The organism is Hydrogenophaga sp., from assembly GCF_026125825.1.
In the GTDB taxonomy this organism is placed as follows: Bacteria; Pseudomonadota; Gammaproteobacteria; order Burkholderiales; family Burkholderiaceae_C; genus Hydrogenophaga.
The window spans coordinates 55,871-72,087 of record NZ_JAHCKK010000012.1 but is presented as its reverse complement, the minus strand read 5'-3'; the positions used below and the strand labels follow the sequence as shown (position 1 = coordinate 72,087).

Annotated in this window: 18 protein-coding genes; 6 read left to right on the top strand and 12 right to left on the bottom strand. The window is 60.3% G+C overall.

Going from position 1 to position 16,217, the window contains the following annotated elements; translation table 11 throughout:
* The first annotated feature begins 455 nt into the window (after nt 1-455).
* Together KIT86_RS07090 and KIT86_RS07085 are read left to right on the top strand one after the other, a co-directional pair.
* Entirely contained in the window at nt 456-1,262 is an 807-nt protein-coding gene (locus KIT86_RS07090; RefSeq protein ID WP_297396626.1) for a hypothetical protein, read from the top strand.
* Between the two features lie 175 nt (nt 1,263-1,437).
* Complete coding sequence (locus KIT86_RS07085) at nt 1,438-1,566, top strand: hypothetical protein (RefSeq protein WP_297396624.1); 129 nt, start codon at nt 1,438-1,440, stop codon at nt 1,564-1,566.
* A 38-nt stretch (nt 1,567-1,604) separates the two neighbouring features.
* On the opposite strand, the gene KIT86_RS07080 is transcribed toward KIT86_RS07085, so the two are convergent.
* The 12 genes from KIT86_RS07080 to KIT86_RS07025 all read right to left on the bottom strand — a co-directional run bounded on the left by KIT86_RS07080 (nt 1,605) and on the right by KIT86_RS07025 (nt 10,214).
* Nucleotides 1,605-1,814, bottom strand: a complete 210-nt coding sequence (locus KIT86_RS07080) for a hypothetical protein (RefSeq protein WP_297396622.1) — start codon at nt 1,812-1,814, stop codon at nt 1,605-1,607.
* Nucleotides 1,811-2,026: a hypothetical protein gene (locus KIT86_RS07075; RefSeq protein WP_297396620.1), complete on the bottom strand. Its 216-nt coding sequence runs from the start codon at nt 2,024-2,026 to the stop codon at nt 1,811-1,813. The genes KIT86_RS07080 and KIT86_RS07075 overlap by 4 nt, the downstream gene beginning before the upstream one ends.
* A 222-nt stretch (nt 2,027-2,248) precedes the next feature.
* Entirely contained in the window at nt 2,249-2,530 is a 282-nt protein-coding gene (locus tag KIT86_RS07070; RefSeq protein ID WP_297396617.1) for a hypothetical protein, read from the bottom strand.
* The gene (locus tag KIT86_RS07065) at nt 2,527-3,042 is read right to left on the bottom strand and encodes an HK97 family phage prohead protease (protein ID WP_297396614.1); all 516 of its coding nucleotides are present in this window, start codon (nt 3,040-3,042) and stop codon (nt 2,527-2,529) included. Before KIT86_RS07065 ends, KIT86_RS07070 begins: the two co-directional genes overlap by 4 nt.
* The gene (locus KIT86_RS07060; protein ID WP_297396611.1) at nt 3,042-4,082 is read right to left on the bottom strand and encodes a phage major capsid protein; all 1,041 of its coding nucleotides are present in this window, start codon (nt 4,080-4,082) and stop codon (nt 3,042-3,044) included. Before KIT86_RS07060 ends, KIT86_RS07065 begins: the two co-directional genes overlap by 1 nt.
* Before the next feature lie 52 nt (nt 4,083-4,134).
* On the bottom strand, nt 4,135-4,557 hold the full coding sequence (locus tag KIT86_RS07055) for a helix-turn-helix domain-containing protein (protein WP_297396608.1): 423 nt from the start codon (nt 4,555-4,557) through the stop codon (nt 4,135-4,137).
* Nucleotides 4,554-6,791: an AAA family ATPase gene (locus KIT86_RS07050; protein ID WP_297396606.1), complete on the bottom strand. Its 2,238-nt coding sequence runs from the start codon at nt 6,789-6,791 to the stop codon at nt 4,554-4,556. The genes KIT86_RS07055 and KIT86_RS07050 overlap by 4 nt, the downstream gene beginning before the upstream one ends.
* A 193-nt stretch (nt 6,792-6,984) precedes the next feature.
* On the bottom strand, nt 6,985-7,185 hold the full coding sequence (locus KIT86_RS07045; RefSeq protein ID WP_297396603.1) for a helix-turn-helix domain-containing protein: 201 nt from the start codon (nt 7,183-7,185) through the stop codon (nt 6,985-6,987).
* Between the two features lie 69 nt (nt 7,186-7,254).
* A complete protein-coding gene (locus KIT86_RS07040; RefSeq protein ID WP_297396600.1) occupies nt 7,255-7,752 on the bottom strand; it encodes a hypothetical protein in 498 nt (165 codons plus the stop codon).
* 66 nt (nt 7,753-7,818) lie between these two features.
* The gene (locus tag KIT86_RS07035) at nt 7,819-9,054 is read right to left on the bottom strand and encodes a site-specific integrase (RefSeq protein ID WP_297396598.1); all 1,236 of its coding nucleotides are present in this window, start codon (nt 9,052-9,054) and stop codon (nt 7,819-7,821) included.
* Between the two features lie 369 nt (nt 9,055-9,423).
* Nucleotides 9,424-9,870 (bottom strand): hypothetical protein, encoded by a 447-nt coding sequence (locus KIT86_RS07030; RefSeq protein ID WP_297396595.1) that lies wholly within the window; start codon nt 9,868-9,870, stop codon nt 9,424-9,426.
* A 101-nt stretch (nt 9,871-9,971) separates the two neighbouring features.
* Nucleotides 9,972-10,214, bottom strand: a complete 243-nt coding sequence (locus KIT86_RS07025) for a helix-turn-helix transcriptional regulator (protein WP_297396592.1) — start codon at nt 10,212-10,214, stop codon at nt 9,972-9,974.
* Nucleotides 10,215-10,295: 81 nt separating this feature from the next.
* On the opposite strand from KIT86_RS07025, the gene KIT86_RS07020 reads away from it, so the two are divergent.
* From KIT86_RS07020 to KIT86_RS07005, 4 genes are all read left to right on the top strand, one after another.
* Nucleotides 10,296-11,186, top strand: coding sequence for a lysozyme inhibitor LprI family protein (locus tag KIT86_RS07020; RefSeq protein ID WP_297396589.1), 891 nt, complete (start codon nt 10,296-10,298; stop codon nt 11,184-11,186).
* A gap of 8 nt (nt 11,187-11,194) precedes the next feature.
* The gene (locus KIT86_RS07015) at nt 11,195-11,695 is read left to right on the top strand and encodes a DUF1643 domain-containing protein (RefSeq protein WP_297396586.1); all 501 of its coding nucleotides are present in this window, start codon (nt 11,195-11,197) and stop codon (nt 11,693-11,695) included.
* 989 nt (nt 11,696-12,684) lie between these two features.
* Entirely contained in the window at nt 12,685-15,411 is a 2,727-nt protein-coding gene (locus KIT86_RS07010) for an N-6 DNA methylase (protein ID WP_297396582.1), read from the top strand.
* Between the two features lie 9 nt (nt 15,412-15,420).
* A complete protein-coding gene (locus KIT86_RS07005) occupies nt 15,421-16,137 on the top strand; it encodes a hypothetical protein (protein WP_297396580.1) in 717 nt (238 codons plus the stop codon).
* Nucleotides 16,138-16,217: the final 80 nt, after the last annotated feature.

The following is a 16,217-nucleotide window of genomic DNA, read 5'->3' as shown; positions in this document are numbered from 1 at the left end:
GTTGCGAGAGCGCTCTCGCTGCCAATTGATATGGTAGATCGTGCTGTCGTCGGTATGACCACCAAAGGCGTGAGAGTATCCAAGTGAGCAGCAAGTCGCTCACGTTTCCAATAAAGAAAGTCGGGAACAAGGAGTGGTTAGATCTCACTCCTCACGGGCTTGCACATGAATTCTGTGGCGAGACGGTTCGTCAAAGAAGCGACCCCTCGTTTGCCGGGGGCCACAGGGTTCGCCAGTTCTATTTCAAGAAGAACGTGCATTGGCTAATCAGCACAGGCGTCGACCTAAACATCGAAGAGGTCAAGCCAGTAGCCACGACCCCGCCTCGTAGGCAAGACAGAAAGCGTTAACCACAATAAACTCGCCCGCTTTTCGCGGGCTTTTTTGTGCTGCTCTGCGCTATGACATGGTTCGCTGCAACCAAAACAATCCCTTAGCTATTCAAGGAACTGACCATGGTGAGCAACGGCGGACACATCCCCACTTTGAGCGTTGGAACAATCGCCTACGTGTCGCCCTTTTATTTCATCACTGTAGGCTTACTCTACCTGTGGGCCTACTGGGGTACCTTTCACGTCAACATACTTGAACACGCCGGGCTTTCAGATGTTGTCCGAGCAGCGGCTCAACCGATAGCGTCAACATTTGTGTTTTGGATTGTGGGGTCGCTATTTGGGCATTGGCTCAGCACTGGAGAAGAGACCCCCGGTGTTGACGCCAAAGCCCACCGTGCGTCGCGCACTCCCTCACGAGTGCGCTATACCGTTTACACCTTCGCGCTCGCATTCATCGGCGCAGGCGTCTTTTTCACTTCTCCGGCCATACTCTGGATCTTGTTGCCAATGGCGGCCGTGGCGATTGCAACGCGCGTCCTTCCATCAAGCTGGGCGAGAGAGATAGTGCCTTCGGAAGGACCTAGAAGGCTTCTCGTCGGGATTTTTGTTGCTCTCCCCCTGTTCGCCTTCGCACAGGGGAAATTTCGTGCCGACATGGTGAAGTCCGGTCGCGAGTTCACTTATCTCCAGTCAATTTGGCCTGGCGTAAAGGATGAACTGACAACCACCGACGTTAGCCCCCGTCTGCTTGGTCGCGCAGGCTCAAGTCTTTTCTTTTTCTTGCCTGCTAGTGGCGGGATTGCGGTGACCTCAGTGAACGTCGAGTCGTCATATCACTTAAACCACTTCAAGCTAGACGTCACACCTTGGCAACGCCTCAAGGCAGCAATCAAGGACTTTGACGCTAGCGCAGTATTTGGCGCGTAGGGGACGTAAATCGGTAGCGCGGCTTCTTCTCAACCGGGGGCAAGCACCCCAACCCTGCAGTACAAAACTCTCGATGCCGTCACGAGTCATGCGCTCAAGACCGCGTAGGTGAAAGCCATCGCCGCCGATGCAGTACAGGCTCACCTCCCGAAGCTCGGCCAGTGGCGGAGCCATCATGTTGGAGCTGCTCAGCTCTGGTGATGCGTATCCGCCGTACTCAACCTACCACGCAAAGGTGCACGACGCCCTGGCCCTCTATAAGCCTGCCGTCGTCGTGCGTGAATTCAATCGTGACTTGCATTGATATGAGGCGGAGGGAGACGCCGCTGAAACCGACATAACCTACCACGCAAGGCGCTCCTGCATCGACGTGACGAACGCTTGGCCCCCGTACCACTCCTGCGACTCTGCGTCGAGCGCATCGAACAGCGCCAGCGCGAGCTGCACGTCCTCGCGGGTGGGCTCGCCCCCCTGAAAGATCGGGCGAGGTCCAGGCCTGTAGATCGTTCCGCGTGCCCACGCGGGTAGGGGTTGGATGTGTACGACGATCATGTTTTCTGCCCCTTTTTGATGCTCGCGCGCACGGCATTCGAGCGTTCGTTCCAGTCCTCGGAGATGGCACGTTCTGCTTCCCGTGCCTCAATCTGCTTCAGCTTGCGCGGCGTGGGGCTCGCTATCGGCGCGCGCTGTTTAGGGGCTTGGAAAGGCAGCACGACGCGCGCGGCGGCGATGCGCTGGCCATCAGGTGGCTCATCACCACGCACCACTGCCTCAAGGTACTCCAGAGCATCCCGATAGATGCGGGGTGTGCGGGGTATCTCCGGGGTGTTTTTCGTGCCCTTGGGCCGACCTGCGCCGACTCGTGGGCCTCCGTGTCCTGCTGCCATAAATATTCAAGATGCCGAGTTTGGTGAATTGGCGAGAGGGTGCGAGGTGTCCTAGAAGCGGTAGAAATTTCCATGGCGATGGCCCCGCCCCCATCCTCGTCAGGTAATGGCGTCGTGCACGATGCCGCGGACCTCTTGCAGATCGGGCGGCAGCAGCGCGCGGCCGGTCGCCTCAAGGTCTGGGTGCCCGGGGCACTCTGCCCACAAGTACAGATGGCGCTGACCCTTGAATACCGCGGTCGTAGCGTGACGAAGTGCGAGGCCATCCAGTTGCTTGAGACATGCAGCGAAAGCGTCGGGCCATCGTGCGCAGGCTTCGTGCAATGCGATGGAAGTCTCATCTGCAGGGCGGGCGGCTTCGGGCCGGTTGGAATGGTTCATGGTGATTTCTCCAGGATGAGGGGAATGCCGGGGTGAAAGGTGGCGCCGAGCAGCTTCACGGAACCGTCAGAGGTGTTGAGTCGGCGCGTGACGCGAGTGCCGCGGCCTGCCGGAACCGCGGTCAGGCTGATTTCGAGCAGCTCATATCGCGTGTGCTTCAAACCACCTCCCGGCATCGGCACGGATTCGAGAGGCATGAACCCGATGCTGTACGAGAGGCCGCCCATATTGATCAGCTCCAGCGCCTCGTCAGCCTTCGCGGAGTTCGCCAGCATGGCCTCGATGTGCAGGCCGTCGGCGCGCGCCTCGACGCGATCGACTACCCCAAGGGGGGAGCCATGCGCGTGATTCCAGAGTAGCGGCACCGGCAGAGTGAACTGCGCGCCACTGGGCACGACAACCTCGTTTTGTCGGTCCAGCAGCGGAGTGCTGGCAACGCCACGCAGGCGGCGGCTCGCGGCGCCCTCAGGCGGGGCGAACTTGGTGATGAGTCGAACGAAGGTCGGTTTCATCAGAGGCCCTCCAGCACCGCGACGGCACCTTCACGACTGACGCTCCAAGTAGCGTGCGCCGACGATTTCAGCGCCATGCTGTTCGTCTGGAACATCGAGACGTGAGCCGCCTCGGAGGTCGGGGTGTCGCTCATCACCAGACTCGTGTGCGCGCTGCGGGCAATCTCGATGCCGGTCCAGTTGGCACTTACGCCTGCGCCATCAACCAACAGCAGCGGTGCGCCATTCGACGTCAGTGCAATGTGACTCGTCGTCAGTGTTCGCACGCCGAACAGCTGACCACCGTTGGGCCCCAGAGCAATTTGCGGATTCCCGCCGGCGGCCAGCGCCAGGCGCACAGCGACGGCCGGCGTGGTGATGAACGAGGCCGTCGTCAGGTCGCCGGTGAAAAGGCCGAACAACGCGGCCAAGTCGTCGGCAATGTCGCCGGTTGCCGCGATGGTCGGCGCGCCGTATGCAATACCTGCCGGGCGTTCATCTGCGACGCCAGGGTCAGCAGAGACAAGCGCCTGATCGATCGCACCGGCCACGGCGTTGAGGAGGTCCTCTTGCAACAGCGCTTCCCCTTCCGGGTTGCGCAGCGACTCCTGGGTCGCAACGATGATGGCGTTCACGCTGAGCGGGCGGAGCGTCTCGCCCTCAAGCGCTGGGCGACTCAACGGGATCACTTGTCCCTCGCCGGCCCAATAACCCCGACTGCCGGTGACAAGTTTCGTGGTGCGCGTGTTGAATGGCGGACGGCGCACGCCCAGACGTCCAAGCACGGAGCGCTCGACCGCAAGACCCAGGAACGCGGCAGCGGCTGGATCGGTTTCCGCTTGTGTGACGGCAGCGATGGCCGCCTTGACTGCCTGGGCGACGATTCCTGGACCGTCATCGCCCCATCGGGCCTGAGCGTCCTCATCTCGCATGCTGAGCCCTCGAACAATGGTCTGGCGCAGGAAGGCTTTGGCCTGCAGCGCGGGGGTAGGTCCCGTGCCGATGAGGGTTTTCAGGTTGTCAATCGCGCGGTATGCGACGGCGGTCTCGAGGTAATTCATGGAGGATCTCCGATGTGTTGCGACAGAACCAAAATAGGCAGTCGCTCGAAAATCAATCGCCTTTTGCGATTTTTTGCAGTCGCTTGATGGCCTCGGGAAACATTCGAACCTCCGGCACGGACGCACAACGCTCACGTAGGGTGTCCTGCACAGCGGTGGCCAGCTGGAACCAAGCGGCGGTGAAGTAGCCGGCCAGGCGCCGCTTTGCGGGCTCGTTCTCGATGCGGATGAACGCTTTCTCAGTTGCGGCCGCGAGCAGGTCGGGAATGGCCTGCGCAAGTTCCAAAATCAGCGCATCGTGCTTGTCGGCGCCACGCCACTTGCGCACCACCTCGGGGTCGACCAACAACGCGCAGCCCCTGCCGCGCCGTCCCGCTTGAGCGACTGGAAAGCGCTGCTCACGGCACCAGCGACGCAGCGTCCCCGGCGGTACACCTAGGACCTGAGCGGCTTCGGCGATAGGCAGTGCGCTCATGGCTGCACCTCACCCACATGCACCTCTTTGCGCGTTGTCCGATGTGCGCGCTTTTCCCCCACACCCCCTGCGCAGGAAGGCGCGGAAGGCGCACCCTTTGCGCTCTCTGCGCTTTGTTCCGAAGAAGGCGCACAAGGCGCGCAAGGCGCAACCAGCCCTGCGAATGCTCGACCATCGCCGGTTAACGTCCAACGCTCGCGCGTCTTGCGGTCGTGCGTCCTGTATTCCACGACCTCGATCCAGCCCATGCGCTGGCACTGGTTCACGATCAACCTGCACTTGTCGGCGCCGAGTTTCAAGGTCTGGAAAGCCGGCTCGCTCTTGAGCATCGAAAATACGTTGTTGCGAGCTGTGGCAACCGGGCTGCAGTACTGGTGACGGCTCTCATATTCGGCGAGGACGCGAAGCAACGCGGCAGCCTTCTCATCGCTCCCGTGCCCCTGCAGGCGGGCGCCGGGCGCGAGAAAGATGCCTTGGTGGTCGACCTCCGGCAGCTCGCCATCAGCCCATCTCAGTGTGAGCGGGTCCTGCAGCTTGCCGAAGTTGCTTTTTTGGTGCTCGAGCGTGAGCGTGCCATCGTCCGCACGCGTCAGGAACAGCCGACTGCGCGCTGAGTTGTGCCAGGCAGTAGACCCTGAATACCCCTCACCACTTTCACTCTTGCGCGCTTTGCTCGTGGCCTTGTCAACGTGCGCCAGCAATAGGACAGCGGCTTTTGACTCTTTGGCAATGTCCACCAGGCTGCGGATGAATGCCCGGACCGGTCTACGCTGGATTTCATCGGCGCCGAACGCATCGGACGCGTTGTCCACCACCACGAGGCCGGCCCCGACGGAGCGCACCAAGCTGCGCATTTCCGCAAAGGTAAGTGTCGTCTCGCCGGACCCACGCCCCTCAGCGCTGTACAGCTCGGGGTGATCCGTGCCATCGACAACGTGCAAACGACCCTCAAGCTCTCTCGGGTCAAGCGACCATGCCCTGCAGATGACGCTGAGGCGATGGCGGACGACTGCCAAGCCGTCCTCGAGGCTCACGAAAACCGCCACGCACTTGTCTACCTGGAGGCCAAAAAGATCGCGGCCAGTGGCCGCACAGACGGCGAGCATAAGTGCGATCGTGGACTTGCCCGTGCCGCCGTGCGCACTGAGCATCGTGACGGTCTCATACACCACCAGGGAGCCCCAGATGAAGCCTGGTGGTGGTGATGGGTTCGTGAGTACGTCGGCAACGCTCACCGTCTTTAGCCGCGACTCGGGCGCAGCGATGGATACTGGCGCACCCGCCACGGCCTCAGGCGCCTTGTCCTGCAGCACGTCCCTTTGGCGAGCTGCGGCACCGAGGATGGTGCGGGGGAGGTAATCGTGACGCTCCCATTTTTCCCGCACGAGGGCGGACTGCCGCATGAGTCGGTCCATCCGCTCGCAGTCGCACCCGGTCCAAAAGGCTAGGTGGGCAGCCAGAGCGGCGTCAGCACTTGACGCGTCATAGCCTTTGAGCGGGTCGGGCCACACCGCGCAAAGCACATCGGCGTTGCGCGTCCAGAGGTCTTCAAAGGTGGCGCGCTTCGCACCGAACTGGGCGGCCACGCTGCTGCTTTTGCGCGCGCGCCGCAGCAACTCAGCGTCGTCCTCAGGCCCTCGCCAGTCGGCACGCGGCTCGGCGGTCCAGGCGCCATCGGGCAGGCCGTCGCCCTCGCGAGGCGGGAAATATTCCGCCACCAACTTGGCCAGCGCCGCGGTGTGGTCGGTCGAAGCGTCTCCCGCCGCGTGCGTGCCGGTTAAGGCCGCCCCTCGGTACTCGGTGTACAGCTCGATGCCCAGCGGCACATTCTTGCAGGCATGAGGCGGCGCGGAGCCGCGCGCGATGATGTGCAGGCCCTTGCCGGACTGCGAGACCTCCACCGCTGCGCCGGGGAACCGCGCGCACAGCTGCTGCGCCAGCGGGGACCAAGCGCCATCGGCTTGCAGCGCGCCGTCAATGTCGATGAAGAAAAGCCCGTTGCCCGGCTGGAACGAGAAGCCCACGAGGTATGGGGCGCCAAGCCCCGTGGCGCGCGCGCAAGCGGTATCAGCGTCGACCCACATGGATGGCGCGTGCGCATCGACTGGCTGCAAAGTGACGGGGTGCACCGGCACCTTGCGTGGCTTAGGCTCGCCCGGGACTTGCGTGACACGATAGAGAAAAAACTGCCGATACGTGGCGAGATGCGCCAGCGCTGGGGGGAGCGTCAGCATGCGCCCTCCTGCTCCAGCCAGGCGGCGAGCTCGTCCAGCGAGCTGAATGGGCGGGTGAAGCACCAGCGGGTGGCTATCCACTCAGGTCGACCGTGGTCGTCGCGCTGTGAGTGCAGCACGATGCCCAGGAGCGCTGCGCGCGCGCGGAGCGTAGCTTCTCGTTTGTCGCCAGAGGTCTGTGCTTCTTGAGCGGTCACTGATGCACCGCCTTCCCCTGCGCGTCACGCCATGCGATCAGTTGATCGCCGGGGATGACCGTGCAACGCGCGCTGAGGCGGATAGGTTGCGGGAAGTCCGGCCGCTCTTTGATCCAGCGCCAGAGGGTTGCTGTGCCGATGCCGAGCAGTTCGGCGGCTTGCTTCGGTCGATAGGACCGCGATTCGAGGTTCGTCATGTGTCGCCCCAGTTAGCCCCGCTATGCCTCCCGGCTGCGGTATGGGGCGAGTGTGCGAACGGTTAGGGTCTAACTTTGGGACAAAAAATCGGGACGGCGAACCTTCTCGACAAACTCTGACGGGTTAGTGCTGTCGACTCCTTCCTCGCGCAGAAGGGACAGAAGTTCGTTGGCCGGGAGCTGGTGCAGGATGGCGATCACGTCGGCGGGCAATACACGCATGCGCCGTTCGATTTCGCTTTTCATGACCTGCTGATGGTGCTGGAGTGAGCCCAATTCCTGTCCGATTGGCTGCCGCTGCCAAGATTTACGCACCCACGCCTCGGTCTGATTCAACCGGCCGGCCACACGCTTGACGCCCCGCGTGATCGCGCCGTATGCGCGTGGGTCTGCCTCCTTGGCCTGCTGCACCTCGGCCGCCGCCTCGATGGATAGGCGGTTCAAATCCCCCAAGTGGTCGTGCTTTGGTCTGCCGCGTCCACCGGTGGCGTCAGGAAACGCCCCCATAGCACGAAGGTCCTCGATGCTCGGGGCTGTTGGATGCTTGACAGGTTTGCGCGGAGCCATGGCGTCTGAATAGGTTATGTCGGTTAGATCGATTTGCGTTGGCCACCGTCTGGATTTTGTCGAGGACTACGCGCGCTTTTCTTTGAGCTGCACAACCTTGCCGGCTTGCTGCGGCGTGTCTAGGAACTTGGCCCAGGCGGTCATGAGCACGCGACGACGTTCCACCATGTCGCTGCGCGCGTAGGCCTGCTCGACGGCATCACCAACTGTGTGCGACAGGGCAATTTCTACGAGCTCGCGTGGGAACTCGGTGTGATCCATCGCCCACGTCTTGAACGCTGCGCGCATGCCGTGCGGCACCGCATCGACTGCCATGCGGCGCAGCACAGCGGTCAGCGTCATGTCACTAAGCAAGCCGCCGCGCGGCGCGGGGAACAGTAGCTCGTTGTCCTTGATGCGGGGTAGGGCCTTGAGCAGTTTCACGGCTTGCGCGGACAGGGGGACGCGGTGCACCCGACCGGCTTTCATCCGCGCGGCTGGCACAGTCCAGAATCCGCCCTCGAGGTCGATCTCGCTCCATGTGGCACCGCGCACCTCGCCGCTGCGCGCAGCCGTCAGGATGGCGAACTCCAACGCCCGTGCAGCGGTGCCGGCGGCCTTGCGCAGCTTGAGCATGAAGGCATGCATTTCGCGCGGAGGGAGCGCACGCTGGTGCACCACCGACTTGATCTTGCTGGGCTTGGGGAATAGCTCGGACAGGCGCCCTCTCCATGTGGCCGGGTTCTCACCGGTGCGCCATCCGCTGGCACGCGCAAAGTCCAGCACCTTCTCGATGCGCTGGCGTACTCGCGTTGCGGTCTCGGTCTTCTCGCGCCAGATCGGCCGCAGCACCTGCTCGACGTGCGCCTGCGTCACATCGGATGCCAGCACGTTGCCTATGTAGGGGCTGGCGTAGGTGGCTAGGGTGTTGACCCACTGTTGGCGATGTTTGACGTTGCGCCATTCGTCGCCCTTGGCATCCATGAAAGACGTTACCGCCTCGTCGAACGTCTTGGCCTTGGCCTGCTCGGCGATCAGTGCGGACTTGGCTTTCTGCTTGGCTAGGATCGGGTCTGTTCCCTTTTCGATCAGCAGACGGGCCTCACGCGCTTTCTCACGCGCCCCCGCCAGCGTGACCGAAGGGAAGCCGCCCAGGCCCATGTCGCGGCGCTTGCTGCCCACCGTGGCGCGCAGCACCCATGTCCGGGCGCCGGTCGGCGCCACTTTTAGGTAAAGGCCGCTCACACCGCCCACCGCATGCCATCCAGGCTCGGTGAGGCGCTGCACCTGCAATGGCCCCAGTTCCTTCGCTAGCCGCACCATGTCGTCCGTCCCGTCATTTGTCCATCTCCATGTCCATCAATGAATGTGAGACTAAACGATACCACGCAGGACGATTCGGGTCTATTGCACTCTAGACGCCATAGGAGAATCAGGAAAAATGATGCGACGCGGGATTATCTGGAGTTCGATTCCTGCGGACACCCTCTCCGCCACCCCTTGATGACGCTCAAGGGGTGGCGACCAGTTCAGATTCTCTACCCATCCCTTTACCCATCACTCGACTGGGTGACTGCGCGGCACAGGCTGATACAGCCTGCTTTCATTGTGCACGTCGGACCGCGTGCAACGGCGGTGCCGGTTTCGGAATCTCCTGCCTCCCCCGTACCCAACGCAAACGCCAGCCCCTGGCTAGTTGCAATCCCTGCTGAGCGCCAATCTCCTGCCAGCAAGCCAACGGCGACGGTACTTGAGCAGTTCCTGCACGCGAACGTCCTTCAGTAGCCAAATAACCTCGGAGGTAAGTATGGGAACGGACAGCACGAACACAAACATGCTGTTGACGCCCGGCCGGATACTGAGCGGACTCAGCACCAGAAGAACCAAGCCGACGGCTACAAACATGATGAACACGAAGAACGCCGCCTGAGCTGAAAGCATCTCCTTGGAAAGGAGCAAGTCATCCTTGCGGAGCTCTCTTGTACGGCGGAGACTACGCGAGCGCGAACCACGAAACAGTCGTCTGATCTTTGGCGCACAGTATCGCCACAGACGAGGGACCAAGAGAATTGCGATAGCGGGGAAGAAGGCGGTGAACCACCAGGCGGGATCACTGAGGTTTGTGAGGATCGTTTCCATGGACGCGTCGCTAAAACCTGTCTTGCTTCCCGAAATCTACGTGTGAAATAACTGGCCCGCCTGGGCGCTTGAGCGAGCACCGCCGGATCAAGCGTCTGACGCTACTTTTTGACGGAGTCAGAAAACAGCTCCACGACTGGAATATGGAGAGCGTTTGCCAGTACTTCGATAGCGTCCAACGAAGGATTGCCAAGCCCCCGCTCAATGCGGCTCATGTAGGAACGAGCGTAGCCGCACGCGTCGGCGAAGGCCTCCTGCGAGTACCCAGCTTGCTCGCGCAACTGGCGGATGCGCACCCCGAATTTCACTCTCAGCGTCTGTTTGGTCACGCCGAGAATCTGCATGTATGTGCATTAATAGGCCACGCACTAATTGTTGACGCACTAATCGTGACATAAAATTTTCTCCAACCTGGAGGAGATGACATGCATGGTTTGATGAGGCGCGGTGTCGCCGTGATCGTGACGATGGCGCTGGGCGCCTGTTCCGTGGCCGAGGAAGGCCCGACCTGCTCATCGGAGGCCGCCCAGTCGGTCCTCACCCAGGTTCTCTGGGACAGCATCGAGCAGCAGTTCAGCGCCTCGGCCGGCGCTCAGAACGCCAAACCGTATATGGACCTTGCTCGGGCCAAGATGCAGATTCAGGTGAGCGGCATCACCACGACCGAGACCAGCAAAGACATCCGTCAGGTCCGCTGTCAGGCCACCTTGAGCAGCACCCTACCCGAGGCGCCCAACGCAGACTTTGCCCTGCTGCGCACCGCCATTGCCAATGAGCCCGGCAATGTCCGTCTCGACGACCGCACGCTGACCGGATCAGTCGAATACCGCGTCCAGCTCTCCGACGATGGCACCACCACCCGCGTCGAAGCCCGAGGCTTCCGGGCGTTCACCGATGTCGTCGGCGGGGTCGCCAGCGTGCTGTACATCAACGAGGCGCAGGAGAAGGCCCTGGCTGCCGAGAGCGCCGCAAAAGGGAACCAGTCCAGCTCGGCCACGGCTGCTTCGTCGGCCCCAGAGTCACATGAGCCCGATCCTTTGAAGTTGGCGTTCGAGGGGTATGAGACTGCCGACAAGCAGCTCAATGAGGCTTATCAGGCGGCCCGGGCATTTATGGCTGACTCCGAACGCACGACCCTACGCGATCAGCAGCGTGAATGGATCAAACAGCGAGACACCGAGTGCAGCGAGGAAAAGATTGAAGCGAGCTACAAAGACGGTGCGCCCGGCGGCTCAGCGATCACTCTGGAAATTGTGGGTTGCAAGACCACCATGACCAAGGATCGCACCAAGCAGCTCCTGACTCTCAAGGGATGAGCGCATCCGTGTTCGACATCTACCATTCCGACAACAAGGATCAGTGGCGGTACGCTCTGGGAAAGAGCGGCACGCGGCCATTGCTGACCATCGGGCTGAACTGCTCCACGGCAACCCAAGAGAAGGCAGATCCGACCGTGGCGCGGGTGCAGAAGGTGGCGCAACTCCATGGGTTCGACGGCTTCGTGATGCTGAACCTGTACCCGGTTCGGGCCACCGACTACCGCACCCTGCCGACCAAGGTCAACGCCACAGCCTACGAGCGAAACCTACAAGTGATCGAAGAGGTGGTGAGCGGCTGTGAGCGCCCAACTATCTGGGCCACCTGGGGGCAACCGGTCGTCCATCACTCCTACTTCCTGCGAGCCCGCGATGAACTCTACAGTCGGCTGGCGAAGTACAACCCAGACTGGCGACGGCTGGGGGAACTCACTGCGACCGGTCATCCGAGGCATGCGAGCAGGCTGGATTATTCGTGGCGACTATTGCCATTCAATATTTCAGACTGACGCGGCGTCATAAACCCGCCCTCGATGCAGGCCTCCTCGCAAGACCGAGCTCAACAATTTGCATCGAGACTGTTGTAACTGAGCTGTAAATGTTCGATTGACAGAGTCCCTGATCTGCCCGCTGAATGCTCGCCCCTCATCTTCTACTGTGACTAGTCAGCGCCTTCGATGGCCGGCAGCGGATTTGGAGTCGGAAATCATAGACCTTGGGGCAAGGTACACCTGCCAGGCTCTCTCGCTATCCAATCTCGAGCCTAAAGTCGCCGCACGCATCTGCGTCTACAGAACACAGAATTGCGTTATGGAAGCGCAATACTGCGCTTAGAATGCGCAGATGCGATCCATTACGATGAGCGACTTGTGCGAGCTTTCCGGCTATTCGCGCGACCAGATGCGCGCATTGCTGGCGGAGCTGCCTCGCTTCGCAAACAGGCACTCGGAAGCACGCATCGCTCGGGTCTTTTCGAACCATGACGTGATGCTGGTGGTTCTGCTTTGTCGACTTGAAGCTGTATACGCCCTCAAAAGAAGCGCAGTTGCCACCCTGTGTGAACCAATTGCTACAGCGCTAACTGCCCCGCGTGAGGTGAGCAAACGGGCTTGCTTGGTGCTGCGAGTTCAAGATGCAACCTGTGAATACCTCGATCCTGCGCCAGCCATCGACGATGGCTTGGTCGTCGCTCTAGAACCAGTCTTCTTGACCATCGATTCCTACATGCTCCCCATGCCGCTAGTCCAACGGGAGGTGGGCCTGTCCGCAACGGGCACGCTGCGCAAGCCCGCAAGCGCTACCTTAGATAGCGGACGTCAGACACGCAGAGCTCAACGAAACATGCGGCAAGGGCAACAGCGAGGGCGATCCAACCATGGGTAGCCGGTCTTTCTGGTGGGACGCTTGGCAACATCCAGACGAGGTCGTTCAGGTCGATGGCTTGGTACGGGTGCATGGATATATACCCGATGGCCGCCCTGCTGAAGAAGTTGCGCTTATGGAGAAGGCGTCTGAGTATGGTGCCGATGCTGTGTTCTTCGAAGTTGAACAGTATGGGCGTCGAGCCTCAGCGCAGGCATTCATCTACGGGGCTGAGACTCTCGTGGATGACCAAGACTTTGCTGAGTGCCATCGCAAGCTATGGAGCTGGGGCGGGGTGCCCCTGGTGTACCGGCGTACCGCAGGGCTTCTTCAACTCTTCCGATGCGCACACCGTCCGGACTTCCTCGCAAGTGACGGACGCCTTCAATGCAATCCCGTCAAGCATCTCAATCTGGCTTCTCGTATAGAGCTTGATCCTTGGTGGGATGACGAGCGAATCCGTAGCGGCACGCTGTGGAGCGACCCAGACACTTGTGAACTGCTGCTCTCTACCAGCAAAGCAGCGCACAAGAGTCTGTTCGACACATTTAAGCGCCTGAGTAATTGTCTGGATGACGAAAAGATTCTGCCCAAGCGCTTACGCCGCCGTCTGCTAATCCTCTCGCTGCTGATCGCCTACCTGGAACAGCGAGGCGTTTTCGGAGAGAGGTTTTTCTCCGCTTTTCGTCAGGGCGCGAGTCGCTTCTTCGAGGTAATGGGAGACGGTCCGGCGCTGGTTAAGCTGCTCGAAGCACTGGAAGAGCGGTTCAACGGCAACGTGTTCGCGCTGGCACCGTCTGAGGTCGACAAGCTGCTGACAACGCAGCAGTTGGAGCGCTTCGCCCGCATGATCGAAGCGCGCGAGGGATCGGCCGGCCAACTTTCTCTGTGGGAGCTGTACTCGTTTCGTGATCTGCCAGTCGAACTGATTAGCCAGATCTATCAACTATTTGTAGAGAACGAGGATAGCTCTGTATACACGCCTCCATTCCTAGTACGCTTCCTCGTTGAGGAAGCGCTCGGCTGGGACTCGCTGGACCACATCACTTCGCACCATCAAGTGGTGCTCGATCCGTCCTGTGGGTCGGGCGTCTTTCTGGTGGAGGCCTACAAGCGTCTCGTTCTGCATTGGCGGATGCGCCACCAGTGGCGGCGGCCTGACCAAGAGGTCCTCCAGGGCTTACTAGCGTTCGTGCACGGTGTGGACCTTGAAGAAGATGCCGTAGAACTGGCAGGTTTCAGCCTTTGCTTGGCGATGTGCGATGCTCTGCAACCCGAACAGATTCGCCAAAGCATCAAGCTATTTCCAAATCTGCGCGCACACAATCTATATCACGGCTGCTTCTTCGAAGCCAAAGAATCAGGCCAATTGCCCGCACGAATCGGAGCAGTTCTTGGCAATCCTCCCTTCGTGTCCAAGCTGCAGACCGCGGGAACCCAGCGGGCGTACGCTCGCTATCTGGCTGAACATCACGAGAAGCTTCCCGACAAGCAGGCAGGCTATCTGTTCCTTCACGAAGCGAGCGAGATTGCCGAGGAAGGTGCAACGATCTCGATGCTGCAGCAGTACAACTTCCTGTACAACCAACGGGCGCTCCAGTTCCGACGTGGATACCTCAACCGCTACTGGGTTCGCGAGATTCTCGATTTCGTTTCGGTGCGCGGATTGTTCCAAAAGGGTGAGGCCGATACCAAAATCGTCGTCATCGTCGCGCAGAAGAAAGCTCGCCCGGACAACGCCACGCTTCTGCATGCAACATTTCGCCGCACTGGACGCATTGACGCCGAGCAGGGGCTGGATCTGGACTACTACGATCTGCACACCGTGCCGTACAGGACAGCCCTCACCAACGATCGAATTTGGCGAGCAAACCTTTTGGGGGGAGGACGAGCGCTGTCATTGGCAGATCGGCTGGCTCCATTGCGTACATTTCGCGAGTATGCCGAAGGCCTCGCCTGGGAGGTTGGTGAAGGCTTCGTCGTGGGACAGACCGTCCGGCGCAGACCGGCACCGCATCTCACAGGCCACTCTTACCTGCCCTCCACTGCGCTCACAGAAAGTGGGATCGATGAATCCCAGATTGAACCACTAGAAGAAAAGCTATTTCGCACGCCCTATACCGAGCGGCGCTTCACGCCGCCAATGCTATTAGTGCGTGAGCAAATGGATCTAGACCACGCCGTCTGGGATGGACACTATCTAACTTACGGTCAGCGGATCGTAGGCTTCTGCGCTCCTCGGAAAGATCTCCCCAAGCTCAAGGCCATCGAGCAATGGATGTCCAACGAAAAGCGAACACTGCGCGCCTACCTTTACCTGACCAGTCCCGGACTGTTCGCACAGAAGGCGACTGCGCTGCAGGCGGATGACATCTACTCGATTCCTTATCCGCGTGATGGCAACTTCGATCTTAGTGAGAACGAACGAATTGTGGTCAACGACATCGTCGACTATCAATCGGATCTCATCCGGCTAGGAGAGTCTTCCAGAGCAATGCGCGAGGTCAATGACGAAGACCTAAGGGCGTATGCAACTGTACTGTCAACTCAAATCAACGCACTATACGGTTCTCCCAAGTTCGGCTTGTGCGGTCAATACACTTGGTCAGGTGCAGTATGCCAAGCGTACGCCTTTGGCGATGTGCAGATCGATTGGTCCGGAGCGGATGAGCTGCGCGGCCACATTTCCTCATTGCTTCATTCATCGTCACGTCAATACTTGACGATGACACGCATCTGCCGACTTTATGATGAACGATTCATGTTCATTCTGAAACCAAATCGCTTGCGTTACTGGATGCGATCGATCGGATTGCGAGATGCCGACGATGCGTTGGCAGATCTTCGCATTCAAGGATACTGACGAGGCGCGATGCTGGCAGACGGCCCCCCCTCGCGCTCATCCGGCAAGTTGAAGTCTGGAGTTATTGCCAATGGTCATTCGCGCGCTGCGATTCTAGATTTCATACTCGATCAGCTTCCCCGGTGGCGCGATCGTCCCGATCGGCCCCAGCGCACCAGCGAGACGCCGCTCACGTCGCAACTCTGTGCACACCTCAATAGTGCGGCGCGCAAGACAGCAGGGGTGGACTACCTTCAGTTTCGATCAGAGGAGGCAGACGAGATGCAGCCCTCACGCAAGATCGACATGGTGGCAGCCCCTGCAGTCGATGCGCTTGTTGTGGAGGGCAGGACCTACAGCGACTTCGAAACAATCCTGCCAATAGAATGTAAGCGGCTTCCAACGCCCTCAGGCACGGGACGCGATGAACGTGAATACGTCATCACAAAGGCTGGTGCGAGTGGCGGCATTCAACGCTACAAGGAGGGAAAGCATGGTTCGACACACGAGCGTGCTGCATTGATCGCGTATGTGCAAAGCCAAACCTTCGAGCACTGGCAGAACATGATCGAAGGCTGGATTCGGGAACTACACATGGCCGGCAGTCCCGGTTGGACATCTGCCGATGCGCTGACTACTGAACGAAACGACGTTACGGCCGGCATTGCAGTCCACGAGTCGGTGCACACTCGTGGCGATCTGCCCGCAATCCGCCTTCGCCACATGTGGATCAGTATGCAGCGCTAGCCATTGGCAGAACTTCTGCGGAGAACATCATTAAGAGCTTCCGCGTCCTTTGCTACGTCAGTCTCAAAGACGTGTACCCA